Origin of the sequence: Campylobacter sp. US25a (assembly GCF_004379075.1) — a bacterium.
In the GTDB taxonomy this organism is placed as follows: domain Bacteria; phylum Campylobacterota; class Campylobacteria; order Campylobacterales; family Campylobacteraceae; genus Campylobacter_D; species Campylobacter_D jejuni.
Window position 1 is genome coordinate 73117 of record NZ_RYYM01000006.1, and the last position, 25539, is coordinate 98655.

The following is a 25539-nucleotide window of genomic DNA, read 5'->3' on the forward strand; positions in this document are numbered from 1 at the left end:
AATGATGAGATCACTTCATACTGCTGCTACGGGAATGGTAGCGCAGCAAACACAAATTGATGTTACTTCAAATAACATCGCCAATGTTAATACAGCAGGTTTTAAGAAAAGTCGCGCAGAATTTGCTGATCTTATGTATCAAGTTATGAAGTATGCAGGAACTTCAACTTCAGCTACTACTCTTTCTCCTTCGGGTATAGAAGTGGGTGTGGGTGTGCGTCCAACAGCGGTAACTAAAGTTTTTACTGAAGGAAATTTAAAATCAACAAGTACTGATGGTCTTGATATGGCTATTGCAGGTAATGGGTTTTTTCAAATACAACTTCCTGATGGCACTATAGGATATACTAGAAATGGGCAATTTACAAAAGATAATGAAGGCAATATTGTAAATTCAGATGGTTATAGACTTTTACCTGAAATGACAATACCTGAAGGCGCAACAGCAATTAATGTTGCTACAGATGGAACCGTTTCTGTAATGCTACCAGGGGAGCAACAAGAAACTCAAATTGGCCAAGTGGAGCTAGTTCAGTTTATAAATCCAGCGGGTCTTCATTCTATGGGTGATAATCTTTATCTTGAAACAGGAGCAAGTGGTGCACCTGTTGCGGGTATAGCAGGACAAGATGGACTTGGAACAATAAGACATGGATTTATAGAACTTAGTAATGTTCAGCTTGTTGAAGAAATGACAGATCTTATCACAGGACAAAGGGCTTATGAAGCGGGTTCTAAGGCAATTACAACAAGTGATGATATGCTAGGAATTGTAAATCAACTTAAGCGATAGTTGATATAAAATAAATATTTTTAATTCTTTTTTAGTTTAATGGCGTGTTAAACGCCATTAAATTTTTAGCAAGAGTAGCAAGTTTTAAATTCATAAGCAGTTGGACGAGCTTCTACTGGCCAAACTTGTGTTTCAAATTTTAAATGCTGATAGTCATCGATAAAAATATCGCTCATTACAGGTTTTAAATAAGAATTATGTCGGATTAAAGCTTCTAAACTTCCTCTTAGAGTATGTGGTAATTGCTCTATCCCTTTTTCACGTATTTCATCCAAAGTAAGATCAAATAAATTTTCATCCATAGGACCTACAGGAATGGTTTTATTTTTGATTCCATCAAGTCCTGCCATTAAAAGACTAACAAAAGCTAAATAAGGATTAGCAGTACTATCAGGGAAGCGAATTTCTATACGAGCTGAATTTTTACCTATGCCATAAGGAACGCGACAACTTGCTGATCTGTTTTGACAAGAATAAGTTAAAATACAAGGAGCTTCAAAGCCAGGAACTATTCTTTTGTAAGAGTTGGAACTTGGATTTGTAAAAGCTGCGACACTTCTAGCATTTTTTAAAATTCCACCTATATAATTTATAGCAGTTTGACTAAGTCCACTGTATCCATCTTTATCGTAAAATAAATTTACCCCATCTTTCCATAAGCTCATATGAACATGCATACCATTGCCATTATCTCCGTATAAAGGTTTTGGCATAAAAGTGGCAGTTTTGCCATTTAAATGAGCTACCATTTTTACAACATATTTATAAATTTGAACATTGTCAGCTGCTTCTACAAGCGTGCCAAAATTTACTCCTATTTCAGCTTGTCCTTGTGCAACTTCATGATGATGAACAAAAGTTTTAAGACCTACTTTTTCAAGGGTTTGAACCATTTCAGAACGAATATCTACTAAAGAATCAATTGGCTGAACTGGAAAATATCCACCTTTGTTTCTTGGCCTGTGTCCAGTATTGTAGCTATCGGTAAATTCTCTATCATCATTCCACTCTCCTTCTTCGGTATCAACTTCATACTTAGAACAATGAGTAGTATCAACTATTTTTACACTATCAAAAACAAAGAATTCATTTTCTGGTCCAAAGTAAGCAGTATCAGCTATGCCACTATTTTTAAGGTGTTCCATTGCTTTTTTTGCTATGCTTCTTGGACATTTTTCATACATTTGTCCTTTGTAAATATCATACACATCACAAAATACTATGATAGTAGGATCAGCTGTAAAAGGATCTAAAAAAGCACTTTGAGCATCAGGTTTTAAAATCATATCTGATTTTTCTATAGGTTGCCATCCATGGATTGAGCTTCCATCAAATGGAATGCCAGTTTGAAATGTTTCTTCATTGATTGCATGAAGATTATAGGTAATATGATGCCAAGTTCCTATCATATCTGTAAAACGAAAATCAACAAAAAGCACTTCATTTTGTTTGCAAAATTTGAAAAAATCATCTATATTATTAACAAATTTTCCCATATTTTTACTCCTTTATGTAATTAAATTTATAAAATTATATCATAAAATTTTTAATTAAGATTTAATTAATATATTTTTTTTAATAAATTTAAAAATTTAATTTAAAAAGATTAAAAAATAAAAATTTATATTTTTGTTTTAGATAAAATTGATTATAATTTTAAGCAATTATTGAAAATCTAGATTTAAAAAAGGGAAAAAAATGACTCAAGAAGAGCTTGATGCTTTGATGAATGGTGATGTTGATCTTGATTCAGAGACAGAAGCAGAGGTAAAAACCGAAGAATCGAATACCGAAGAAGATGCTTTGATGTTAGAAGATGTCAAAATAGCTGATTACAAACCTAATCCTAGTGTAGTATGGCCACCACCCCCACCAAATCAGGAGCATAAAGTTGTACATCAGTTAGATGATGTTACAAAAGATAGCGAGCTTAAAGCAACGGAAATGATGGATAAGCTTGAAAGTATTAATAATTTTTTTGCGGATTCTGAAAGTTTATTCAAAGAAATAAATAAAGCAATAGAAAAAAATATTGATATTTTTTCTAAACTTAATGAAAAATTTCCTAATGTGGAAAGTTTCAGTGAAGCTTTAGAATTAAACAATCAAGCTAAAAAAAGTTCTAAGGAGATTGTCGGAAATCTTCAAAGCGGACAAGATGAAGTGATGATGGCAATGGATGCAATGCAGTATCAAGATATACATCGTCAAAAAATCGAACGTGTTATTAATGTAATGCGTGCTTTAAGCCGTTATATGAGTTCTTTATTTGAAGGTAAAATTGATGATAAAAAACGTGTAAGTTCTGCAGTGCATATTGAAGGTGATAGTACTGCTGATGTTGTAAGTAATGATGATATAGAAGCTTTAATTGCAAGTTTAGGGCAAAAATGATCATTCCTGAAATAGTAGCTCCTGCAGGAAATTTCACAAAATTAAAAATTGCTTTAGCTTATGGCGCAGATGCGGTTTATGCGGGTGTGAATAATTTTTCTTTAAGATCACGCACTGCAAGAGAATTTAATTATGAAAGTTTTGAAGAAGCTATCAAATATACTCATGAGCGTGGTAAGAAAATTTATGTTACTTTAAATGGTTTTCATTTAAGCTCTCAAATTGAAGGTTTAAAAAGACATATATTAAAATTACGTGAGATGAAACCCGATGCTTTTATTGTAGCTTCTGTTGGAGCTATGCGTCTTGTTAAAGAACTTGCACCTGAAATTTCTTTACATGTTTCTACTCAAGCAAATATTTTAAATTATTTAGATGCTCAAGTTTATAAGGATTTGGGTGCTAAAAGGGTTGTAATTGCCAGAGAATTAGGGCTTAAAGACGCTAAAGCTTTAAAGGAAAATTGCGATATTGAACTCGAAGCCTTTGTGCATGGTTCTATGTGTTTTGCTTATTCAGGGCGTTGTTTAATAAGCTCTGTGCAAAGTGGAAGAATGAGCAATCGTGGATCTTGTGCAAATGATTGTAGATTTAATTATGAGCTTTATGCTAAAAATCCAGAAAATGGCACTTTATTTCGCTTAGAAGAAGATGAAAATGGTACTCATATTTTTAATTCTAAAGATTTAAATCTTTGTTCTTATATAGAAAAAATCATGCAAGAAAATTGTATCAGTGCTTTTAAAATAGAAGGGCGTACTAAAAGCGAATATTATGTTGCGCTTACAACAAGGACTTATAAAATGGCCATACAAGATTCTTTAGAGGGTAAATTTGAGTCAAGTAAGTATGAAAAAGAGATTGCTACACTTAAAAATCGTGGTTTTACAGATGGCTATCTTGTTTCGCGTCCTTTGGAAAAAACCGACACGCAAAATCATAATACAAGCATAGAAGAAGGTTCTCATCAAGTGCATGCTATAAGCGAAGATGGAAGCTTTTTTAAATGTAAAGGGAAAATCGTTTTAAACACGCCTTATGAAATTTTAGCCCCTTTAGGCGATGTGATTCAAACTTGCGATAATGAACTAGGTAAAATTTATCAAAAAGAGGATAAATATTTTATAGAGTTTAAAAAACTCATTGCTAAAAACAATAAAGAATTTAGCGAAATTCATAGTGGCAATGAACATGAAATCCAATTACCAAATAAAATCAGTGCATTAAGTTTTTTAAGAAAGGAAATATAGATGAATTTTGTTTCTATTTTAATGGGAAGCAAGAGTGATTATGAGACTATGAAAGAGACTGCTAAAACTTTAGAAAGTTTTGGGGTAAAGTATGAACTTATTATCTCATCAGCTCATCGTAGTCCAAAAAGAACAAAAGAGTATATTGCAAATGCTGAAGAAAAAGGTGTGAAGGTTTTTATAGCAGCAGCTGGAATGGCAGCGCATTTAGCTGGAGCTGTTGCAGCTTATACCACAAAACCTGTTTTGGGGGTGCCTATGCCAGGAAGTAATCTTGCAAGTATGGATTCTTTGTTTTCTACGGTGCAAATGCCCAGTGGAATTCCTGTAGGAACTTTAGCTATTGGCAAGGCTGGAGCAATCAATGCTGCTTATTTGGCTATGCAAATTTTAGCTATTTATGATGTTGATTTAGCGCAAAAGCTTAAAGAAGATCGTCTTGAAAAAGAAAAAAAACTTATATCTGATTCAAAAGAAGTAGAAGTTTTATTATAAGGGATAAAAATGCAAACCTATCTTGAACTTGAAGAATTTTGTAAACTTGTGCATTTAAATGAAGATGTGGTTAAGGGTATGATGGCCAATGGGGCTTTAAATTTTAAAGAAGAAGAGGGTAAAATTTACATCGAAGCTCATCAAGGTACTTTTAGTGTAGTGCCTAGTTCTGCAAAATCTCAAACTGCAATGGTAAATTCAATGACTTTAGCAGGAGAAAGTTTTGTTGAAAAAACAATAGGAACTATTTTAAATTTACATGAAAAAGTTTTAGATGCTAAAGATGAAACACTTGAAGCATTAAAAAATGAAAATAAATTTTTAAAAGATGCCCTTTATTCTATGCAAGAACTTTATGATGAAGATAGAAAAACTATAGAAACTTTAAACAATGAGCTAAAACATGCGCGTGAAGAGATAGAATTTCTCAAGCGTAAATATAAATTAATGTGGAGTAAAACTGCAGAAATTTTTGGAGCTAAGACAGAGCCTGATTTGGAAATGAATAAAAATTTAGAAAAACCTATTGAAAATATGGAACAATAAAGAGAGATACAATGACTTTTTCACAAATGATACTTAATTTACAAAATTATTGGCAAGAGCAAGGTTGTGCGATTATGCAACCTTATGATATGCCAGCAGGTGCAGGAACCTTTCATCCAGCAACTTTTTTAAGAAGTTTAGGAAAAAAACCTTGGGCAGCTGCTTATGTGGCTCCAAGTAGAAGGCCTACTGATGGACGTTATGGTGAAAATCCTAATCGCTTAGGTGCTTATTATCAATTTCAAGTTTTGATTAAACCTAGCCCTGATAATATCCAAGAATTATATCTTAAAAGTCTTGAAAATTTGGGTTTTGATTTAAAAAGTCATGATATTCGTTTTGTTGAAGATAATTGGGAGAGTCCAAGTTTGGGTGCTTGGGGTTTAGGCTGGGAAGTATGGCTTGATGGTATGGAAGTTACTCAATTTACTTATTTTCAGCAAGTTGGCGGTATAGCAGTAGATTTAGTAAGTGCTGAAATTACCTATGGTCTTGAAAGAATAGCCATGTATCTTCAAAATGTTGATAATGTTTATGATATAGTTTGGAGTGAATTTAATGGAGAAAAAATTAAATACGCAGATGTGCATAAGCAAAGTGAATATGAATTTAGTAAATACAATTTTGAAGTAAGTGATGTTAAAATCTTAAATGAACAGTTTGAAAATTCTTACAAAGAATGTAAAAATATTTTAGAACAAGGACTAGCTTTACCTGCTTATGATTATTGTATGCTTGCTGCACATACTTTTAATCTTTTAGATGCAAGAGGAGCAATTTCTGTAGCACAAAGACAAGATTATATGTTAAAAATTCGTGAACTTTCAAAAAATTGTGCTGAAATTTATAAGAAAAATTTAAATGAAGCTGAGTGAAATTTATAATTTTTTAGATCAATTAAGTCCCTTTGATATCCAAGAATCATGGGATAATAGTGGAATTTTGCTTGGAGATAGGGATAGTGAAATTTCAACTGTTTATTTAAGCTTAGATATTGATGAAAATATCATTAAAGAAGCGAGTGAAAATTCTTTAATTATCACACACCATCCTTTGATATTTAAAGGTTTAAAAGATTTATATGACAAGACTTATCCTAGGGCTTTTATCAAAGAAATGATTTATAAAAATATTTCTTTAATCAGCATGCATACAAATTACGATTTAAGTCATTTAAATACTTATTTTACGGAAGAAATTTTAGGTTTTAAAATTTCTTTTAAAGATGAATTTTTAATTTATGTGGAAAATTCTATGTCTTTTGAAGCTTTGTGTGACTGGGTGAAAAAAAAGTTAAATTTGCAAATTTTACGTGTAAGTGATTGTGGCAAAAAAGACATTAAGCGCATTGCTATATGTACTGGAAGTGGCGGGGATTTAATTTCTAAAGTAGATGCGGATTGTTTTTTAAGTGGAGATTTTAAATATCATCAAGCTTTAGAGGCGCTTAGTAATCAAATCAGTCTTATTGATTTGGGTCATTTTGAAAGTGAGAGATATTTTTCTCAATGTTTAGCAAAAGACTTGAAAAATTTGCCGCTACAAGTTATAATAACAGTTTCAAAAAATCCATTTCAATATTTTTAAGGAAAATAAATGAATAAATATCTCGAACAATTAGTGCTTTTATCAAAAATAGATCAAGAAATTGATAGTTATGAACCAAAAATAGACAGTATTAATAAGACTTTAAAAGATGCTGAGTTAAAAATAGGAAAAATCAACACAGATTTAGAAAAAATTGATGAAGAAATCAAAGATATAGAAAATCAAAAAGTACAAAATAATGCTCATATTTCTGAGTTTTCGGCAAAAATTAAAGAGCTTTCTAAAAAAAGTGGTGCAGTAAAAACAGAAAAAGAAGCTAATGCTTTAAAAATTGAAGAAGATATTGCAAAAGAGCAATTAGACGCTGCAAATGATGAAATTGTAAGACTGGATAAAATTTTAGAGAATAAAGAAACTTATAAAAAAGAACTTGAAGAAGAAAAAATCAAACAAGAGCAAAATATTAATGAGATTAGAGCAAGCATTAAATCTGAAATGGAAATTCTTGAAAAAGATAGAATGAGTGTTTATGATAAAAAAACCAAACTTGTGGGCGAGATGAATCAAAAAGTTTTAAGTTTTTATGAAAAAATTCGCAAATGGGCGAAAAATACTGCTGTAGTTCCTGTTAAAAAACAAGCATGCTATGGATGTTTTATGAAAATTTACGATAAGACTTATCTGTCTGTTGTAAAAGGTGAAGAGATTGTAACTTGTCCTCATTGTGGAAGAATTCTTTATAAAGAGCAAGAAGAACAAAATTGATCTTTTTTTATTATTTTTTAACTTGGACGGCATTTTTATTTTGCGCCGTCTTTATTCTTTTGCTTTCTTTTTTAAAATCCAAATACAAAACTAGTTTAAAATCCCGATTTTTTCTTTATAAAAATTTACATCAAGAAAAAGCTGATGTACATTTTCATGCTTGTTCTTACGGGGAGGTAAGAAGTATTAAAACTTTGGTTTTGAAATTTGATTCAAGAATAACTACTATTACTCAAACAGGTTTTGAATATGCAAAAGAATTTTGTAAAAAGGTAAATTATCTTGCTTTTGAAAATTTTTTGCCTTTTTGGTTTAAGCCTTGTAAGGTTTTGGTAATTTTTGAAGCAGAATATTGGCTTATGCTTGTTTTCATGGCACACATTTATAAAACTAAGATTATTTTGCTTAATGCAAGAATATCTGATAAATCTTATCATTCTTATCAAAGATTTTCTTTTTTTTATAAAAAAATTTTTTCTTATATTGATGAAGTTTTTGCTCAAAGTGAATTAGATAAAGTAAGACTTGAAAGTTTGGGAGCTAAAAATGTTAAAATTTTTAAAAATATTAAGGCAAATTTAGAGATTAAAAATAATAAATTTTATATCAAACCTAAGGAAAAACTTATCATTTTTGCCAGTACGCATAAGGACGAAGAAGAGCTTTTGCTTGATCATTTTAAACTAGAAGAAAATGAAAAACTAATTATCGCCCCACGACACCCTGAGCGTTTTAAAGAAGTTGAAAATTTGCTTTTAAACAAAGGTTTGGAATTTGAAAAATTTAGTTCTTTAAAAGATGAAAATAAGAAATTTGCTAAAAAAATTTTGCTTTTAGATGCTTTAGGAGAGCTTGTAAATTTTTATGCAATTTCTGATGTTGTTGTGCTTGGAGGTTCTTTCATAGAAGGCATAGGAGGACACAATCCTATAGAAGTGGCATATTTTGATAATGTATTAATCAGTGGGAAATTTATTCATAATCAAAAGGCTTTATTTGAAGAAGTAGAAAATGTATATTTTTGTGAGAATATAAAAGATTTAAATGATAAAATCCATTATTTAAATTTAAAAGCTAAAATTTCCAAAAAAGAAAATTTAGAACTTATCATACAAACTATACAAAAGGGAATTGATGCAAGAAAAAGCTTATAAACTCTTAGCTTTGCAAGAAAAAATTTCAAATCGTGAAGCTAAAGATTTGATTGATAAGGGTTGTGTTTTTTCGCATGGAAAAAAAGTTGTGGTTGCTAGAGCTTTGATGAGCGATAAGGCAAGATTTAATGTGATAAAAACCAAAAATCCTCAAATTATTTTTGAAGATGATAAGATTATTGCTATTAATAAACCTTACGCTTATGTGAGTGAAGACTTGGAGAAAAAATTTAATGCCAAGCTTTTAAATCGTTTAGACAAAGAAACAAGCGGTGTGATTTTGCTTTGCAAAGATGAAGATTTTAGAAAGCTTTGTATAGAAGAATTTAAAAAACACAGAGTTTATAAAAGTTATATTGCGGTTTTAGATGGGGTTTTGGCTGAAGAGGTTGAAGTGAATGAGCCTATTTTTACCATAAAAGCAAAATGTGGAGCATTAAGTAAAGTTTCAAAAGATGGTTTAAGTGCCTTAAGTATCATTACTCCTATTATGTTGCAGTCAAAAAAAACCTTAGCAAAAATAGTCATTCAAACAGGTAGAACTCATCAAATCAGAGTACATGCTAAATTTATAAAACATGGTGTTATAGGCGATGAAAAATATGCTAAAATTTCAAGCGATAGAATGTATTTACACAGCTATGAAATTAAAATTTTTAATTATCATTTTAAGGCTAATTTAGATAGTGGTTTTGCAAAATTTGGCTTTGAGATAAAAAATTTAGATTTTTAAAGCCATTTAAGAAAAAATTTTGTATAATGCAAGGTTTAATTTAAAAATTTTATAGAAAGGTGATAAAGTGTTTGAGTTAGTTAGCGAATCTTTTAAATCAGCGATCAATAAATTACGTTTTGTTGATGATGAAAAAGCACTTAAGAACGCTTTAGAAACCTTAAAAAAAGCTCTTTTAAAAGCAGATGTTCATCATAAGATAACTAAAGAGCTTTTGACTTTAATAGAAGAAGATGTAAAGCAAAACGGAATAGGTCAAAAACAATTTTTAAATGCCATTAAAGTAAATTTAGAAAATATTTTAAGTGTCAATGGTAAGAATCAAGGTTTTGTTTTTGCTTCTAAACCCCCAACAGTAGTTCTAATGGCAGGTTTGCAAGGGGGCGGTAAGACTACAAGCACTATCAAACTTGCAAATTATTTAAAATTACGTAATAAAAAAGTTTTAGTTGTAGCTTGTGATTTGCAGCGTTTAGCAGCAGTGGAGCAACTAAGACAACTTTGTGAAGCTAATGAAATTGAACTTTTCTTTATGGAAAATGAAAAAGATCCTATTAGAGTTGCTAAAGAGGCTTTAAAAAAGGCTGAAAGTTCTATGGTGGATGTTTTGCTTGTGGATACTGCTGGACGTTTGGCTATAGATGAGGCTTTGATGAATGAATTAAAATCAGTTAAGGATGTTTTAAATCCTGATGAGATTTTCTATGTTGCTGATGCAATGAGTGGTCAAGATGGGGTTAAGACTGCGGCTAGTTTTAATGAAGCCTTGAGTATCAGCGGGGTAATTTTATCAAAATTTGATGCAGATACTAAAGGTGGGGTAGCCTTAGGTATAGCAAAACAAATCGGTATTCCTTTAAGATTTATTGGTGTAGGCGAAAAAGTAGCAGATTTAGAAGTTTTTATACCAGATCGCATAGTAAGTCGTATCATGGGCGAGGGTGATTTGGCTACTTTAGCTGAAAAAACTGCTGCAGTGATTGATGAAAAAGAAGCTAAAAAACTCAATCAAAAAATTAAAAAAGGTGAATTTAATTTTAATGATTTTCTTAACCAAATGGAAAGTATTAAAAAATTAGGAAGTATGAAGTCTCTAATCGGTATGATACCAGGGCTTGGCGGAATGGCAAATGCGGTAAAAGATATAGATTTGGATAATTCTAAAGAGATTATACATATTAAGGCAATGATTTCTTCAATGACTCCAAAAGAAAGAGAAAATCCTGATTTGTTAAATAATGCTAGAAAACGTCGTATAGCAGAGGGAGCAGGTCTTTCTCAGGTAGAAGTCAATCGTTTTTTAAAACAATTTAGTAATGCAGCAAAACTTGCAAAAAGATTTTCAGGCAAAAAAGGAATGGAGAATTTGACACAAATGATGAGCCAAGCTAGAAGACAATTTTAAATTTTATTTATAAATACTTTTTATAGTATCTATAAATAAAATTTTTAATTTTTAAGGAGTATAAATGACAGTTATTAGACTTACAAGAATGGGTAGAACTAAAAGACCATTTTATCGTATTGTGGTTACAGACAGTAGAAAACGTCGTGATGGTGGTTGGATAGAAAGTATTGGATATTATAATCCTATGGTAGAACCTGAGGTAATTAAAGTTGATGCAGAGCGTTTAGCTTATTGGAAAAGTGTTGGTGCAAAACTTAGCGATAAAGTTGCTTCTATCACTAGCAAATAATCATGGTAGAGAATTTTCTTAGGGAATACGCAAAATTAATTGCAGATTATCCTGAACAGATTGACACTCAAAAAATTGAATTAAGTGAAAATTTTTTTGAGATTGTTCTTTTTGCACATAAGGTTGATACAGGTAAGCTTATAGGTAAAAATGGAAAAATGATCAATGCTATAAAAACCGTAATCTCTGCTTATAAGAGCAAGGATGCAAGTTCTTATAGGGTAACGGTAAAAGCACTTGAGTGAAAAAGATTTTGTTCAAGTTGCAAAACTTGGTAAAACTGTGGGTCTTAAGGGTTATGTAAAATTGCATAACCTGAGCGACTTTTCTTCTCAATTTAAAAAAGATGCTACCTTTTTTATAAAAAGTACCAAAGAAATATTAAAGATTAAGCATTATAATGTAAGCAATTCTACTGTTTTATTTGAGAATTATGAAGATATAGAAAAAGCTAAAGAATTAACCAATCTTATTCTTTTTCAGAGTATCGAGAAAAGCAGACAAACTTGTAAATTAAAAAAAGATGAGTTTTTTTATTTTGATATTTTAGAGTGTGAAGTTTTTGAAGAAGATAAAAGATTAGGTAAAGTTGTTGATATCTTGGAAACTGGAGCTTCTTATTTATTTGAAATTCAAAGTGATGAAAAATGGGTGAATAAAAAATATTCTAAAATATTTTTTATTCCGTATCTAGATAAATTTGTTAAAAATATAGATATAGAAAAACGACAGATTTTTTGCACGCAAGATGCTTTTTTAATTTTAGAAAATTCATGAAATTTAGTTTCGTTTCTTTATTCCCTAATCTTATGGAATTTTACTTTCAGGATTCTATACTTGCAAGAGCAAAAGAAAAAAAACTTTTCAAACTTAATTTTTATAACCCAAGAGATTTTTCTAAAAATTCTTATCATAAAGTCGATGATTATAAAATAGGTGGTGGAGCTGGACTTTTGATGCAAGCTGAACCTATGTATGAGGTGTTAAAAAGTATTCAAGAAAAAAAAGAAAATCCCTATTTTATTTTTTTAAATCCAAGTGGTAAAACTTTTAATCAAAAAGACGCCAAACGCTTAAGTAAAAAAGAACACATAGTTTTTGTATGTGGGCGCTATGAAGGTATAGATGAAAGAGTGCTTGAAATTTTTGCGAATGAAGTTTTTAGCATAGGGGATTTTATTTTAACAGGAGGAGAATTACCTGCGCTTGCAATGTGTGATGCGATTTTAAGAAATGTTAAGGGGGTTTTAGGGAATATGGAAAGTTTGGAAGAAGAAAGCTTTGAAAATAATTTACTCGAAGCACCTGCTTTTTCAAAACCTTTTATTTTTGAGAAAAAAAATCAAAAATTTTATACTCCTTCAGAGTTTTTAAAGGGTAATCACGCTAGAATTGCAAGTTTAAAAACTACTTTGGCGTCTTGCAAAACGAAATTTTTTCGTCCAGATTTATTTTTAGAGCATGAACGCAAAAAATAAGGGATTTTTATGAAAAATAAATATATAGAACAATTTGAAGCAAAACAAATTGAAGGTAAAAATGTTCCAGATTTTCGTGCTGGTGATACTTTAAAGCTTGCAATTCGTATCAAAGAAGGAGATAAAACAAGAATCCAAAATTTTGAGGGTATTTGTATTGCTAGAAGAGGTAATGGCGTAAGCGAAACTTTTATCGTACGTAAAATGGGTGCTAATAATGTTGGCGTTGAGAGAATTTTCCCTATTTATAGTGAGAGTTTGGAAAGTATTATTGTTTTGCGTCGTGGTCGTGTACGCCGTGCAAGATTATTCTACTTAAGAGATAGACGCGGTAAAGCAGCACGTATTAAAGAGCTTAAAAAATAATTTATAATTATTTTTTATTATAAGTCTAACAATTAAATAATTATAATTAATTTATAATTTTTATTATTTGATTTTAATTATTAATAATGCTCTTATATAATATTCCTTGTAAATATTATATAAGGAGAGAAAATGTTTTCTATTAAAAAAACTTTATTAATATTAGCAAGCGTGCCAATGTTTTTGAGTGCTACTGAATATCAATTAAGCACTCATGTCTTGGATATTACTTCTGGACAACCTGCTCCTAAAGTAAAAGTTGAGCTTTATAAGTTGGAAGCAAATCAACAGTGGAAAAAAGTAAGTGAAGAATTTACCGAAGAAAATGGTAGAATAGGGGATTTATTACCATATGAAAAAGCTGAAAATAGGGCTTTTGGAATTTATAAGCTTAAATTTTTTACAAAAGACTATTACACATCACACAAAATAAATACTTTTTATCCTTTTGTAGAGGTAAGTTTTGAGCTTTCTAAAGATCAAAAACATTATCATGTTCCAATAACCCTTTCTCCTTTTGGTTATTCAACTTATAGAGGAAGCTGATCAATAAAACGAAAGAAAAAACCATGTGGACTAAGAATTCTTGGAAAAACTATCCCATAAAACAGCAACCTATCTATCCAGATCAAGAGGAAATGAATAGAGTTTTAGCAAGACTTGAGAAACTTCCTCCTTTGGTTTTTGCTGGAGAAGTGAGAAATCTTCAAAAGTCTTTAGCAAGAGTTTGTAAAAAAGAAGCTTTTTTACTTCAAGGTGGAGATTGTGCTGAAAGCTTTGAAAATTTTGGTGCTGTAAATATCCGTGATATGTTTAAAATTTTACTTCAAATGGCTATAGTGCTTACATTTGCCGGTGGATGTCCTGTTGTAAAAATTGGTCGTATTGCAGGGCAGTTTGCCAAGCCAAGAAGTAGTGATTTTGAAGAGTTAAATGGTATAAGTCTTCCTAGTTATCGTGGTGATATTATTAATGGTTTTGAATTTAGCGAACAAGCGCGCATTCCTGATCCACGTAGAATGCTTGAAGCTTATTATCAAAGTGCAACAACGCTAAATTTGTTGCGCGGATTTGCTAAGGGTGGTTTAGCAGATTTGCATGAAGTGCATCGTTGGAATTTGAGGTTTTTAAAAAAGAGTGAACTCCATAAGCAATATACTGATATCAGTGAAAAAATTTCACAAGCTTTGGCTTTTATGGAAGCTTGTGGGATTAATACAAGTAATACTCCGAGTCTAAGAGAAGTTAGTGTTTATACTTCACATGAAGCTTTGCTTTTGCCTTATGAAGAAGCTTTAACTAGAGTGGATAGTTTAAGTGGAGAAATTTACGATTGTTCAGCTCACATGCTTTGGATAGGTGAAAGAACAAGGGCGCTTGATGAAGCTCATGTACATTTTTTAAGAGGAGTAAAAAATCCTTTAGGGGTTAAAATAGGACCTAGTGCAAGTGCTGATGATATCATAGCTTTAGCAAATGTTTTAAATCCAAATAATGAAGAAGGAAGATTAAATATTATTATCCGCATGGGTGCAGATAAAATTATCAATAATTTGCCAAAAATTTTCTCCAAACTTAAAAGTGAAGGTTTAAATTTAGTATACAGCATAGATCCTATGCATGGAAATACAGTAAAAGCAGGTAATTTTAAAACACGTGAGTTTGATAAAATCATGCAAGAAGTGGGATCTTTTTTTGAGATTGCAATAAGCGAAGGGATTTATCCAGGTGGAGTGCATCTTGAAATGACCGGAAAAGATGTAACAGAATGCACAGGTGGTGCAAGCAATGTTACTGCTCAAAGCTTAGAAGATCGTTATGAGACTCAATGCGATCCAAGGCTTAATGCGGATCAAGCATTAGAGCTTGCTTTTTTAATTGCAGATTTAGTAAAAAAGGCTAGAAAATGAAACTTTATGGTATTAAAAATTGTAATTCTGTAAAGAAAGCTATGGATGCTTTAACACAAAAAGGTGTTGTATTTGATTTTATGGATATTAAAAAGATTAATCAAGATATTTTATACACATGGTTAAAACAAAAATCTTTTGAAGATCTTATCAATACTGCTGGATTAACTTCTAAAAAACTTGGTTTAAACAAAGAAAAAGTTAAAAGTTTAAATGAAAAAGAACTTGAGAAAATTGTATTAGAAAATCCAAGCTGTATTAAGCGTCCTATTATCGAGTATGAGCAAAACATATATATTGGCAAGGAATATGAGAAAATATTATGATAGAGTGTTTGATTACACTCTATTTTTTATTAATTGATTAATTTCATTTTGATATGGAAATCTTTCACTTTCGCAATTAATAAGTTGTGTTTTAGAGAAGATAACTTTTCCGTCTACTTCAACGATAAAATCACCTCTGTCGCCAATTTCAAATTCTACTTCAACATCTTTGAAATCGCTTTGTAGTTCTTCTGCAACCCTTGCAGCTTGTGGGCGATAATTTCAAAGATTGCAATAAGCAATTTTTACTTTCATCATTTCATCCTTTGAAAAGTTTATTTTATTTAAGATTAAAATCTTAGATTTTATTATAGTTTATTTTGGCTGAATTTTTGCCTTTTTTGTAAAATTTAAGTTGAAATTTAGGGTCAATTTCTTTCAAATTCAGCGAGAAAAATTTATAATTTTTATCAAAATTAAAATAAGCCTTAAAAAACTAAAGGAAGAAAATGAGTCAATTTACACACTTGCATTTACATACAGAATATTCTTTGCTTGATGGAGCTAATAAGCTTAAAGAATTAGCTTTGACTTTAAAAGAGCAGGGTGCTACAAGTGTTGCTATGACAGATCATGGAAATATGTTTGGGGCAATTGATTTTTATCAAACAATGAAAGCACAAGGTTTAAAACCTATCATTGGTATGGAAGCGTATTTACATAATCACGATGAATTAGATGATAAAAGTTCTCGTCAGCGTTTTCACCTTTGTTTGTATGCAAAAAATGAGATCGGATATCAAAATTTAATGTATTTAAGTTCTCAAAGTTATATTAAAGGTTTGTATTATTATCCGCGTATCAATAAAAAGCTTTTAGAAAAATATAGCGAAGGTCTTATTTGTTCTTCTGCTTGCTTGCAAGGTGAAGTAAATTGGCACTTAAATACTTATAGTGAAAGAAATGTGCGTTTTGGTGCAAAAGGCTATGAAGCAGCAAAAGAAGCAGCATTATGGTATAAAAAAGTTTTTAAAGATGATTTTTATTTTGAAATCATGCGTCATGGTATAGGTGATCAAAGAATGATAGATGATGATATTATCAGACTTTCTAAAGAATTAAATATAAAAATCATTGCTACAAATGATACGCATTATACTTTTAAAGAAAGAGCGGCTGCCCATGAGGTTTTTATGTGTATAGCTATGGGAAAAAAACTTAATGACCCTGATAGAATGCGTCATAGTGTGCATGAATTTTATGTTAAAAGCCCTGAGCAAATGAGTGAGCTTTTTGCAGATATTCCAGAAGCTATAGAAAATACACAAGAAATCGCGCAAAAATGTAATTTAGAGCTTAATCTTGGCAATCCCACTCCACCGAATTTCAAATTTACAAGAGAATATGCTAAAGATCATAATATTACCTTGCCTGAAGAAACAAAAGAATTTAGCTTTGATAATGATGACATAGTTTTTGAAGAGCTTTGTAAAAAGGGACTTGAAGAGAGATTAAAATTTATCGATGAAAGCAAGCATAAAGAATACAAACAAAGACTTGAGGTAGAAATTAATATCATTAAAAATATGAAATTTTCAGGTTATATGCTTATTGTTCATGATTTTATTAAAGTGGCTAAAGATAAAGGCATTCCAGTAGGTCCTGGAAGAGGATCAGCTGCAGGAAGTTTGGTTTCTTATTGTTTAAGGATTACGGATTTAGATCCTATTCCTTATAGTTTACTTTTTGAGCGTTTTTTAAATCCTGAGCGTGTGAGCATGCCTGATATTGATGTGGATTTTTGTCAAGACAGACGTGCTGAAGTGATTGATTATGTGATTGATAAATATGGAGCAGATAAGGTTGCACAGGTTATTACCTTTGGTAAGCTTTTAGCTAAAGGGGTGATTCGTGATGTGGCTAGAGTTTGTGATATGAGTATTCAAGATGCTGATGAGCTTGCTAAACTTGTGCCTGAAGAGCTTAAAATCACTCTTGATGCTGCTTATGAAAAAGAACCTAAAATCAAAGAATTTATCGATCGTCATCCTAAAGGTCCTGAAGTTTGGGAGTATGCAAGAGCTTTAGAAGGATTAAATCGCAATGCGGGTATGCACGCAGCAGGTGTTGTAATTTCTAATGAAAGTTTATGGAAGAAAACTCCGCTTTTTAGACAAAGTAAAAATGATGAAAGACATTTGGTAACGCAGTATTCTAAAGATCATTTAGAAGATGTGGATTTGATAAAATTTGACTTTTTAGGTCTTAAAACCTTAACAGTAATCAACAATGCAATCAAGCTTATTAAAAAGCGTTACAATAAAGACATTATTTGGGAAACTATAGATGTAAATGATAGCAAAGTTTATAAAACCATACAAAGTGGAAATACTTTAGGGATTTTTCAAATCGAATCAGGCGGTATGCAAAGCTTAAATGCACGCTTAAAACCAGAGCGTTTTGAAGATATCATTGCGGTTCTTGCGCTTTATCGTCCAGGCCCTATGGAATCAGGAATGCTTGATGATTTTATCGACAGAAAGCATGGTTTAAAAAGTATAGAATATCCTTTTGACAGTTTAGAAAAGGTTTTAGAGCCTACTTATGGGGTTATCGTTTATCAAGAACAGGTTATGCAAATTGTTCAAATTATAGGTGGCTTTTCTTTAGGAGGTGCTGATGTAGTACGTCGTGCTATGGGTAAAAAAGATCCTGAGAAGATGAAAAAGCTTAAAACTGATTTTGCAGATGGAGCAGAAAAACAAGGATATGATAGAGCAAAAGCTGAGGATTTATGGGAGCTTATCGTAAAATTTGCAGGATATGGTTTTAATAAATCTCACTCTGCGGCTTATGCGTTGATCACTTTTCAAACAGCTTATTTAAAAACTTATTATCCTAGTGAATTTATGGCAGCGCTTTTAACAAGCGAAGAAAACAATGTGGATAAAATTGCTGTTTATATTGATGAGATGAAAAAAATGAATATTAAACTTTTACCTCCATCGATTAACAAAGCGATCCGTGAATTTAGTGCTTTAGAGCAAGATGGCAAGGATGCTATTATATACGGACTTGGGGCTATAAAAAGTGTGGGTATTCCTGCAGTTGAAAATTTACTTGAAGCAAGGCAAGATGGAGAATTTAAGGATATTAATGATTTCTTAGGTAAGATAGATCCTACCAAGATAAACCGCAGAACATTAGAAAGTCTTATTAAGGCAGGGGCTTTTGATGAGTTTGGTTTTACTAGAAAAGCTTTGTTTGATAATATGGAAAATCTTAGCGAAGCATCGCGTAAAATGGCCGAAGTAAGAAAAAATGCTGCAAGTTCTCTTTTTGGTGAAGAGGAGTTAACTTCAGGTGTTCAAGTAAATTTTACTCCCAAAAATGAAGAATTTGAGGTGATGGAAAAATTAGGATATGAAAAAGAAATTTTAGGAATTTATGTTTCAGGCCATCCTTTAGATCGATTTTATGAACAAATTAATGCCATAGATTATGTTAAAAGTTTAGATTTTGAAAGTTTAAAAAATAATGGAGAAATTTTAAGTATAGGTAAAATTGAAGATTTCAAATCTATGATGAGTAAAAATAATAAGCGTTATGGTAGAATTGAAATTTTAGATTATTATTCTTCGTTTGATGCTACTGTATTTGAAAGCAATGTAGAAGAAATAGAAAATATCATCAAAGATGAAAATTTAAAAAATAATGCCTATGGTTTTGTATTGGGATTTAAAGCTGAAGGAGGGGAGAAGCCTAGCTTTTTTTTAAAAGCAATTAAAGATTTACAAAGTCTTGAAGATGGCGAGATTAAAGCTATAAAGAAATTTGGAGCAAAAAAAGATTTTAAAAATAAAGAAGAAAATCATTTTACCGCAGAACCTAAGGAATTTGAAAAAAATATCATAGAGCTAGATTTGACAAGGTTAAATAGAGAGTTAATCTATGAAATTCATGAAATTGCTAGAAATGCACATAATCCTAATGAAAAAAATAATAAAAAACTTGTTTTAAAAGTTATTAGTGCGGGATCTTGCTTGCTTTATCATACAGATTTTATTATCTCTGATAGTATAGTAGAAGAAATTTCTAATAAATATGCTTAAGTAAGATTGTTCTTACTTGAGATTTTTAAATAAAATGCTCCCAAGTCTTACCAAGTTGGATCCGCATTTTATAGCAATTTCAAAATCATTACTCATTCCCATAGAGCAAATTTTAGCTCCATGTTTTTGAAGAATTTCATAAATTTTAAATGTAGTTTCAAAGCTTTTTATAATACTTTCTTTATCTTGGCTGTGTGAGCCTATGCTCATTACACCACAAAGATTTAGATTAGGGCATTCTTCTTGTATTTGTAAATATTCTTCTACAGCTTGATTTGGATCTAGACCACTTTTACTATTTTCATTTGCACTATTGATTTCTAATAAAGTATTTAATTTATAATCAAGTCTTTTGTCCATAGCTTTAGCTATTTTAATACCATTGCAAGAGTGCCATAATATAGGTTTTTGTTTGATTAAGAGATTGATTTTGTTGCTTTGTAGCGTTCCTATAAAATGCCATTTTATATCTAGTTTTTTTTCATCAAGATTTTCTTTTTTTTGTGCTAGAGCTTGGACTTGATTTTCTCCAAATTCTACTACACCTTGATCAAAAAGCTTTTCAATTATACTTGCATCGACATACTTGCTTGCAGCTACAAGGCGAATGTTTTTGGTTTTTTCTAAAATTTGTTCTAAAGTCATTTTGATAAAGAAATAAGCCCTATTTAGGGCTTATATTATTGTAGTAAATTAGCAATTTTGCTTTGAAGCTGCATGTTAGATTGTGCAGCAACAAAAGCAGCAGCATTTTCTTTTAGATAATTGGCATTAAAATCATTAACATTTTTTGCCATGTCATTATTTAGTAAATTATTTTCAGCTGCTTTTGAGTTGATGCTGTTTTGAACACTTGCATTAATATTTGATGTAATGGCATTGATACCTGAGCCTATTTCACTTCTTAAACTTCCAAGTTGATCCATAAAATTTGTAATACTATCTTGATTATCTATGCTTAATCCACCTGTTGCTAATGGATTTAAATTTGTAGTTTCAGTTCCGCTACCTACTACAAAATTCATAGTTTGAAAGACATTTTTTCCATTATAAGTTGCATTATTAAAAGAATCATTGATGGATTCTTGTATGCGTGTTGCTTCTGTTCTTAGCATTCCTTTTTGAGAATCATTAAGTACAGCATTGTTCATTTTTACTGAAAGTTCATTAAGTCTATCTGCGCTTTGAGAGATATTGGTAAGGCTAGCATCTGCAATTTGTAAAACCCCTATAGCATCATAAGCATTTGCGACACCTTGATCTATAGTACTTGATTGAGATCTTAAAGAATCAGCAATAGCTAAATTAGCACTATCAACTCCACTTATTGCGCGAACAGCTGCAATATTTTCTAAAGCTTTATCGCTAGCTTTTTGTGCATTATTTAAATAATAATTTTGTTGCATCATAGTTGCTTCAGAGATCATCATGGCCTACTCCTTCTCTTTCAGATTTATTTATATTTTATCATTTTTTTGCTATTTTAAAGCTTAAGAAATATAAAAAAACTTGCATTATCAAGATGATTTTAATCACCACTTCACTTGCATTATGGATACTGATAAATTCTTGAGTTTTTGTAGCGTTTTCTCCTAAGTTTTGGAGTTCAATTATGGTATTAGTAAAATAAAAAACAAATATTAAGCTTAAAATCAAAATAAGCAAACTCAGCATAAATTTTGAAAATTTTATTTGAAATTTTATTTCATCTTTTATAAGAGAATAAATTTCATATAAAAAATTAACCACTGAAACAAAAATCAGTAAATATCCCATTTTAATAAAAATTTGCGTCATCATTAAGCCACTTTGAAAATGGCTCAACACTCCTTCCCCTATAAGATTCTGAGGAAAAAAAATTGTTGGTGCAACAACTATTCCTAGTATGAGTTCAACCCCTATGATGGAGGCAAGTAAAAATAAATTAACAGCTTTCAAAAGTTTCTCCTTTTATTTTTTATCATAACGCATATTTGTAAATTTAGCTATAAAAGCACGATTATAACCTTGTTCATCTTTGAAAAAATCAAGAATGAAATTATTTTGATATAAGATTTTTTCCAAAATTTCTTTTTGATCATAGCCAAATTCACAAGCTAAAAATTTAACTTTTTTATCGAGGGAAAAATGTATGATTTCTTCTAGAATTTCATATCCTTTTTCTCCGCCAAATAAAGCTTCTTTGGGTTCTTTTTGTACCCAAATATCTATAGGATATGAATTTTTAATATAAGGTGGATTTGAAAAAATAAAATCATAATTTTCTTTAATTTGCTTAAAATTACAAAGTTTAAAGTCAATCAAGTGATCGACTTTGTGTAATTTGGCATTCTCTAAAGCTAATTCTAAGGCTTTAGGATTGATATCACAGGCTGTGATTTTTAACCCAAGTTCTTTGGCTAAAACAATGCTTAAAATTCCGCTTCCAAATCCTATTTCTAAAATCTTATTAAAAGTATTTTTTTTGCATAAATTTAAAATTTGAAAAAGTAAAATTTCACTATCGTAACGAGGGATTAGAACACCTTTTTTTATCTTAAATTCTAAGCCCCAAAAATCCACTTTTTCAAATATATATTCAAAAGGTTCTCCAGATTTAAAACGTCTTATAAGCTCAAAATAAGGTTTGTGATCTATTTCTATATCTTGGTTTAAAAATAACCAAGCTTTATCTTTTTTTAGATATTCACAGAGTATAAATACTGCTTCATTTTCATAACCTTTTAACCTAGATTTAGCTTCTATAAGAGCATTTTTTATAGTCAAGAAAGAGCCTTGATTCTATCGCTAATACTTGGATGACTGAGATAAAAAAATGTATATATTTTACTTGTTTTGATAAAAGCTTTATTTTCTCTTGCTAGAGCTATCAACGCATTTTTCATATCTTCTTTGCTTGTAACTTTAGCTCCGTGTTGATCAGCTGCAAATTCATTTTTTCTACTTAAGGCATTAAGTATAGGAGAGATTAAAAAGCTAAAAATATTTGCAAAGATAAATAAAAGAGCAAATACACCGCCATTTACTCCTTCTAGATGACTTTCTAAGTAAACAAATTCAGGTAAATTTGCAAAAACAAAAAAAAGTAAAAACATAGTTATAGCACCGTTAAATAAAGCTTTGATAATATCTTTATGAACAAAATGTCCAAGCTCGTGTCCTAAAACAGCTAAAAGTTCTCTTTCATTTAAAGCTTTTAATAATGTATCAAAAAGAACCACTCTTTTGCTTTTAAAAAGTCCACCAAAATAAGCATTTAAACGTTTATCTCTTTTGCTTGCATCAATAACATAAACCCCATTTGCATTAAACCCACATTGTTTCATTAAAGAGCTGATTTTTTTCAGCAAATTTTCATCGTTTAGTTTTTCCATTTTATTAAAAATAGGTGCTATCAAGGTAGGGTAAATGAGATTTATAATTACTATAATACAAAAGGCAAAAATAAAGGCCGCAATCCACCAAAAAGTTCCAAAAAAATCATAGCAAAAAAGCAAAGCATAAAGGATTAAAAATCCAAATATTAAAGTTAAAATAAGACTTTTTACAGTGTCTTTGATAAAAAGTTTTGCAGTCATATTTGAAAAACCATGGGCTTTATCTTTGATAAAACTTTCATAAATACTTAAAGGTAGATTTAAAATGCTTGTGATTATTAAAAAAGATAATAAAAATAAAGTATTTTCAAAACGAGTGTTATTTGAGATAAGTAATTCTTTAAGATATAAAAATCCAAAACCTATCCATGCAACATTGATGATTAAATTATAAAAATTGGAAAATAGTTTAAATTTTTCATTTTCGATGGCAATGTCTGCTGCATTTTGATAGTCTTTTTCGCTTAAAATTTGAGCTTGTTTGTCTTTTTCTCTTTCTAAGAAACGAATTTGAGTATAGGAAATCCAAGATAAAAGTGCTGTGTAAAGACATAAAATTGCAATTAAAGTCATTATTTTTCCTTGATTGGTTTTTTGCGAATTCTAGCTTAAAATAATGAAATAAAGTTAATAGCTTAAAATCTAAAATAATATTCTTTTCAACTAAGTTGATGTATATTTATAAAAAAGGATTAAAGAATGTTTTTTAAGAAAAAGATTTCACAAAAGCAAAAAGAAAAGCCTAAAATTCCAATCAATGATATGATTTTAGATGACAGACTTTGTAAGTTTAAAAATAAAGTGCAAAAGATAAGTAAAGATGAAGCTTCGGCAAGTCTGCTTGCTAGACAATTAAGCAGACTTATCAGAGCTAATAAATTTTAATTTTGACATTTTTTCTTAGGGCGAAAAACCTTAATAACTTCATCATTTGCTTCTATATAAGCACCTTCTATTAAATCAATACAATAAGGTATAGCTGGAAAAACAGGCTCTAGACATTCTTTTATAGCTTTAGGATTTCCTGGTAAATTAATAATAAAAGATTTATTGCGAATTCCTGCATTCTGTCTTGAAAGTATAGCTGTTGGGACATATTTTAAACTTTCTAAGCGCATAAGCTCTCCAAAACCTGGCATCATTTTATCACACACGGCTTCCGTGGCTTCTGGGGTTACATCACGAAGCGCTGGACCTGTACCTCCGCTTGTAATAATCAAATCGCATTTTTTTTCATCTGCTAGATAAAGTAATTTTTTAATGATCAAATCATAATCATCAGGGATTAATTCTTTATGATAAATAATATCATTTTTTATATATGAATTTAACACTCTTTCAATTTCAGCAGTAGCTTTATCTTCGTATATGCCACTACTTGCTCTATCGCTTAGGGTTAAAATTCCTATGTTTATCGTATCCATTGTTCCTCCTTAATAAATTTTTATAACCATCCTTTTTTCTTGAAAACAACCAAAGGTAAAATGATAGAAATTACCATCACGCCAAGCACTATGGGATAAGCATAGTGAAGTTCAAGTTCTGGCATGAATTTAAAATTCATACCATAAACAGTTCCTATTAAAGTAGGAGGCATCATGGCAACAGTTGCAACGGTAAAAATTTTAATGATTTTGTTTTGTTCTATGTTGATTTGGCTGGCTAAAATGGTTTGAATATTGTCTAAGATATTAAGTTGTGAAACACTAAATTCAACCAAAGAATTTAAGTCTTTTAAAACTATAGTAAGATTTTGTTTTATATCTTTATCAATTTTATCGCTTTTTAGCAAAGAAGTCATAGCACGACGTTTATCAAATAAAGAATCTCTTACACGCATATTAAGCTCTTGTAAGCTTGAAATATCCTTTAGCATTTCATCATAACTATATTCATCTTTTTTTTCTAAAACACTTGTTCTTAAGCGTCTTGCTTCTTTATCTATCCATTCTAGTAAATCCGCATCTTTTTCAACGCGCACTTCAAACATTTTATCAATAATATCAAAACCATCTTCAAAATTCTTCGGACTAGCTAAAATTCTTGCTTGAATTTCTTCAAAAGTACTAAATTCGTTATATCTTATAGTAAATAAGATATTTTTAGCTGTAGCAAAAGTAACAATTTCTGTGCGAAGCTTGATTAAATTCCTATCTTCTTCATCGCTTTTAAGATCTCTTACTAAAAAATGAGCATTGATGGTTATTGTCGCATTGTCTTCCCAATATTTTGCGCTAAGTTCTATTTCTTCTCTTTCTTCTTTTGTAGGAAACTCAAGATTAAATTCACTTGATATAAAAGCAATTTCTGCTGCACTTGGATGAAGTAAATCAATCCATAAAATATTTTGTGGTAGTTCTTGACTATCGAGATTAAAGTTGATTCTTTGAACTAAAGCATTTTGAGTTTTAATATAAACATAGAGCATAGTTATTCCTTATTTTTAACTTTAAAATTATACCTTGATTAGTTTAAAAATCAATTTTTTAATTTTTGCAAATCAAAAACCAAATTTTCCACCTAAAGCTCTTAAACTAAGCTTTAGTTTAAAATATCTTTAATCAGTTTTTGCAAATTTCTTTTTGTTTCTTCTTGTTCTTTTATGATAAAACATTTTGCTTTTGGCCAAAAATAACTTTTAGGATTTTCAAATTT

Annotated in this window: 31 protein-coding genes; 21 read left to right on the top strand and 10 right to left on the bottom strand. The window is 30.4% G+C overall.

Going from position 1 to position 25539, the window contains the following annotated elements:
- Position 1: 1 nt before the first annotated feature.
- The gene (gene flgG / locus ELQ12_RS05915; RefSeq protein WP_002852142.1) at positions 2 to 793 is read left to right on the top strand and encodes a flagellar basal-body rod protein FlgG; all 792 of its coding nucleotides are present in this window, start codon (positions 2 to 4) and stop codon (positions 791 to 793) included.
- A 65-nt stretch (positions 794 to 858) separates the two neighbouring features.
- Here the strand turns inward: flgG and glnA are convergent, their stop codons facing one another.
- The gene (glnA, locus tag ELQ12_RS05920; protein WP_002854995.1) at positions 859 to 2289 is read right to left on the bottom strand and encodes a type I glutamate--ammonia ligase; all 1431 of its coding nucleotides are present in this window, start codon (positions 2287 to 2289) and stop codon (positions 859 to 861) included.
- Between the two features lie 202 nt (positions 2290 to 2491).
- On the opposite strand from glnA, the gene ELQ12_RS05925 reads away from it, so the two are divergent.
- The 18 genes from ELQ12_RS05925 to ELQ12_RS06010 all read left to right on the top strand — a co-directional run bounded on the left by ELQ12_RS05925 (position 2492) and on the right by ELQ12_RS06010 (position 15455).
- A complete protein-coding gene (locus ELQ12_RS05925) occupies positions 2492 to 3187 on the top strand; it encodes a hypothetical protein (RefSeq protein WP_002871312.1) in 696 nt (231 codons plus the stop codon).
- Complete coding sequence (locus tag ELQ12_RS05930; RefSeq protein WP_002871311.1) at positions 3184 to 4437, top strand: peptidase U32 family protein; 1254 nt, start codon at positions 3184 to 3186, stop codon at positions 4435 to 4437. Before ELQ12_RS05925 ends, ELQ12_RS05930 begins: the two co-directional genes overlap by 4 nt.
- The gene (gene purE / locus ELQ12_RS05935) at positions 4438 to 4932 is read left to right on the top strand and encodes a 5-(carboxyamino)imidazole ribonucleotide mutase (RefSeq protein WP_070261448.1); all 495 of its coding nucleotides are present in this window, start codon (positions 4438 to 4440) and stop codon (positions 4930 to 4932) included. It abuts the gene before it with no gap.
- 9 nt (positions 4933 to 4941) lie between these two features.
- Entirely contained in the window at positions 4942 to 5478 is a 537-nt protein-coding gene (locus tag ELQ12_RS05940) for a DUF3972 domain-containing protein (protein WP_002852251.1), read from the top strand.
- Positions 5479 to 5489: 11 nt separating this feature from the next.
- Complete coding sequence (gene glyQ, locus ELQ12_RS05945) at positions 5490 to 6353, top strand: glycine--tRNA ligase subunit alpha (RefSeq protein ID WP_002852069.1); 864 nt, start codon at positions 5490 to 5492, stop codon at positions 6351 to 6353.
- Entirely contained in the window at positions 6340 to 7065 is a 726-nt protein-coding gene (locus ELQ12_RS05950) for a Nif3-like dinuclear metal center hexameric protein (protein ID WP_002860024.1), read from the top strand. The genes glyQ and ELQ12_RS05950 overlap by 14 nt, the downstream gene beginning before the upstream one ends.
- Before the next feature lie 9 nt (positions 7066 to 7074).
- Positions 7075 to 7791 carry a zinc ribbon domain-containing protein gene (locus tag ELQ12_RS05955; RefSeq protein ID WP_002871309.1) on the top strand — a complete coding sequence of 239 codons (717 nt, stop codon included), beginning with the start codon at positions 7075 to 7077 and terminating at the stop codon, positions 7789 to 7791.
- Positions 7788 to 8945 (top strand): lipid IV(A) 3-deoxy-D-manno-octulosonic acid transferase, encoded by a 1158-nt coding sequence (waaA, locus tag ELQ12_RS05960; protein ID WP_070261449.1) that lies wholly within the window; start codon positions 7788 to 7790, stop codon positions 8943 to 8945. Before ELQ12_RS05955 ends, waaA begins: the two co-directional genes overlap by 4 nt.
- A complete protein-coding gene (locus tag ELQ12_RS05965) occupies positions 8926 to 9678 on the top strand; it encodes an RluA family pseudouridine synthase (protein WP_070261450.1) in 753 nt (250 codons plus the stop codon). The genes waaA and ELQ12_RS05965 overlap by 20 nt, the downstream gene beginning before the upstream one ends.
- A gap of 67 nt (positions 9679 to 9745) precedes the next feature.
- Positions 9746 to 11083 (top strand): signal recognition particle protein, encoded by a 1338-nt coding sequence (ffh, locus tag ELQ12_RS05970; RefSeq protein WP_070261451.1) that lies wholly within the window; start codon positions 9746 to 9748, stop codon positions 11081 to 11083.
- 64 nt (positions 11084 to 11147) lie between these two features.
- A complete protein-coding gene (gene rpsP, locus ELQ12_RS05975) occupies positions 11148 to 11375 on the top strand; it encodes a 30S ribosomal protein S16 (protein WP_002852274.1) in 228 nt (75 codons plus the stop codon).
- Between the two features lie 2 nt (positions 11376 to 11377).
- Entirely contained in the window at positions 11378 to 11620 is a 243-nt protein-coding gene (locus tag ELQ12_RS05980; RefSeq protein WP_002852144.1) for a KH domain-containing protein, read from the top strand.
- Positions 11613 to 12152 carry a ribosome maturation factor RimM gene (gene rimM / locus ELQ12_RS05985; protein WP_070261452.1) on the top strand — a complete coding sequence of 180 codons (540 nt, stop codon included), beginning with the start codon at positions 11613 to 11615 and terminating at the stop codon, positions 12150 to 12152. The genes ELQ12_RS05980 and rimM overlap by 8 nt, the downstream gene beginning before the upstream one ends.
- Positions 12149 to 12853, top strand: coding sequence for a tRNA (guanosine(37)-N1)-methyltransferase TrmD (gene trmD / locus ELQ12_RS05990; protein WP_002871304.1), 705 nt, complete (start codon positions 12149 to 12151; stop codon positions 12851 to 12853). Before rimM ends, trmD begins: the two co-directional genes overlap by 4 nt.
- 9 nt (positions 12854 to 12862) lie before the next feature.
- Positions 12863 to 13219, top strand: coding sequence for a 50S ribosomal protein L19 (rplS, locus tag ELQ12_RS05995; RefSeq protein WP_002861395.1), 357 nt, complete (start codon positions 12863 to 12865; stop codon positions 13217 to 13219).
- A gap of 132 nt (positions 13220 to 13351) precedes the next feature.
- Entirely contained in the window at positions 13352 to 13765 is a 414-nt protein-coding gene (gene uraH / locus ELQ12_RS06000) for a hydroxyisourate hydrolase (protein WP_002852246.1), read from the top strand.
- 23 nt (positions 13766 to 13788) lie between these two features.
- Positions 13789 to 15129 (top strand): 3-deoxy-7-phosphoheptulonate synthase class II, encoded by a 1341-nt coding sequence (locus ELQ12_RS06005; protein ID WP_070295614.1) that lies wholly within the window; start codon positions 13789 to 13791, stop codon positions 15127 to 15129.
- The gene (locus tag ELQ12_RS06010) at positions 15126 to 15455 is read left to right on the top strand and encodes an ArsC/Spx/MgsR family protein (protein ID WP_002861397.1); all 330 of its coding nucleotides are present in this window, start codon (positions 15126 to 15128) and stop codon (positions 15453 to 15455) included. The genes ELQ12_RS06005 and ELQ12_RS06010 overlap by 4 nt, the downstream gene beginning before the upstream one ends.
- Positions 15456 to 15467: 12 nt before the next feature.
- Here the strand turns inward: ELQ12_RS06010 and ELQ12_RS10825 are convergent, their stop codons facing one another.
- Positions 15468 to 15710, bottom strand: a complete 243-nt coding sequence (locus ELQ12_RS10825) for a SelT/SelW/SelH family (seleno)protein (RefSeq protein WP_257841545.1) — start codon at positions 15708 to 15710, stop codon at positions 15468 to 15470.
- Positions 15711 to 15904: 194 nt separating this feature from the next.
- Between ELQ12_RS10825 and dnaE the strand changes: the two genes are divergently transcribed.
- Entirely contained in the window at positions 15905 to 19507 is a 3603-nt protein-coding gene (dnaE, locus tag ELQ12_RS06020; RefSeq protein ID WP_070282766.1) for a DNA polymerase III subunit alpha, read from the top strand.
- A 12-nt stretch (positions 19508 to 19519) separates the two neighbouring features.
- On the opposite strand, the gene ELQ12_RS06025 is transcribed toward dnaE, so the two are convergent.
- Genes ELQ12_RS06025 through ELQ12_RS06045 form a run of 5 tightly spaced genes read right to left on the bottom strand, consistent with a single transcriptional unit; the run spans position 19520 to position 23457 of the window.
- Complete coding sequence (locus tag ELQ12_RS06025; protein ID WP_052861546.1) at positions 19520 to 20152, bottom strand: YggS family pyridoxal phosphate-dependent enzyme; 633 nt, start codon at positions 20150 to 20152, stop codon at positions 19520 to 19522.
- Between the two features lie 35 nt (positions 20153 to 20187).
- Positions 20188 to 20937, bottom strand: a complete 750-nt coding sequence (gene flaC, locus ELQ12_RS06030) for a flagellin C (protein WP_070243519.1) — start codon at positions 20935 to 20937, stop codon at positions 20188 to 20190.
- A gap of 37 nt (positions 20938 to 20974) precedes the next feature.
- Complete coding sequence (locus ELQ12_RS06035) at positions 20975 to 21445, bottom strand: DUF4149 domain-containing protein (protein ID WP_002871299.1); 471 nt, start codon at positions 21443 to 21445, stop codon at positions 20975 to 20977.
- A 12-nt stretch (positions 21446 to 21457) separates the two neighbouring features.
- The gene (locus ELQ12_RS06040; protein ID WP_126234985.1) at positions 21458 to 22273 is read right to left on the bottom strand and encodes a HemK/PrmC family methyltransferase; all 816 of its coding nucleotides are present in this window, start codon (positions 22271 to 22273) and stop codon (positions 21458 to 21460) included.
- Positions 22270 to 23457 carry a M48 family metallopeptidase gene (locus tag ELQ12_RS06045; RefSeq protein WP_070210737.1) on the bottom strand — a complete coding sequence of 396 codons (1188 nt, stop codon included), beginning with the start codon at positions 23455 to 23457 and terminating at the stop codon, positions 22270 to 22272. The genes ELQ12_RS06040 and ELQ12_RS06045 overlap by 4 nt, the downstream gene beginning before the upstream one ends.
- A gap of 126 nt (positions 23458 to 23583) precedes the next feature.
- On the opposite strand from ELQ12_RS06045, the gene ELQ12_RS06050 reads away from it, so the two are divergent.
- A complete protein-coding gene (locus ELQ12_RS06050) occupies positions 23584 to 23769 on the top strand; it encodes a hypothetical protein (protein WP_002861403.1) in 186 nt (61 codons plus the stop codon).
- Here the strand turns inward: ELQ12_RS06050 and mog are convergent.
- The 3 genes from mog to ELQ12_RS10640 form a co-directional block, all read right to left on the bottom strand.
- Positions 23766 to 24308: a molybdopterin adenylyltransferase gene (mog, locus tag ELQ12_RS06055; RefSeq protein ID WP_134264628.1), complete on the bottom strand. Its 543-nt coding sequence runs from the start codon at positions 24306 to 24308 to the stop codon at positions 23766 to 23768. The genes ELQ12_RS06050 and mog overlap by 4 nt on opposite strands.
- A 20-nt stretch (positions 24309 to 24328) precedes the next feature.
- The gene (gene corA, locus ELQ12_RS06060; protein ID WP_002861405.1) at positions 24329 to 25312 is read right to left on the bottom strand and encodes a magnesium/cobalt transporter CorA; all 984 of its coding nucleotides are present in this window, start codon (positions 25310 to 25312) and stop codon (positions 24329 to 24331) included.
- Between the two features lie 113 nt (positions 25313 to 25425).
- Positions 25426 to 25539 (bottom strand): hypothetical protein (locus ELQ12_RS10640; protein ID WP_243834129.1); only part of this gene is annotated, 114 nt, incomplete at its 5' end.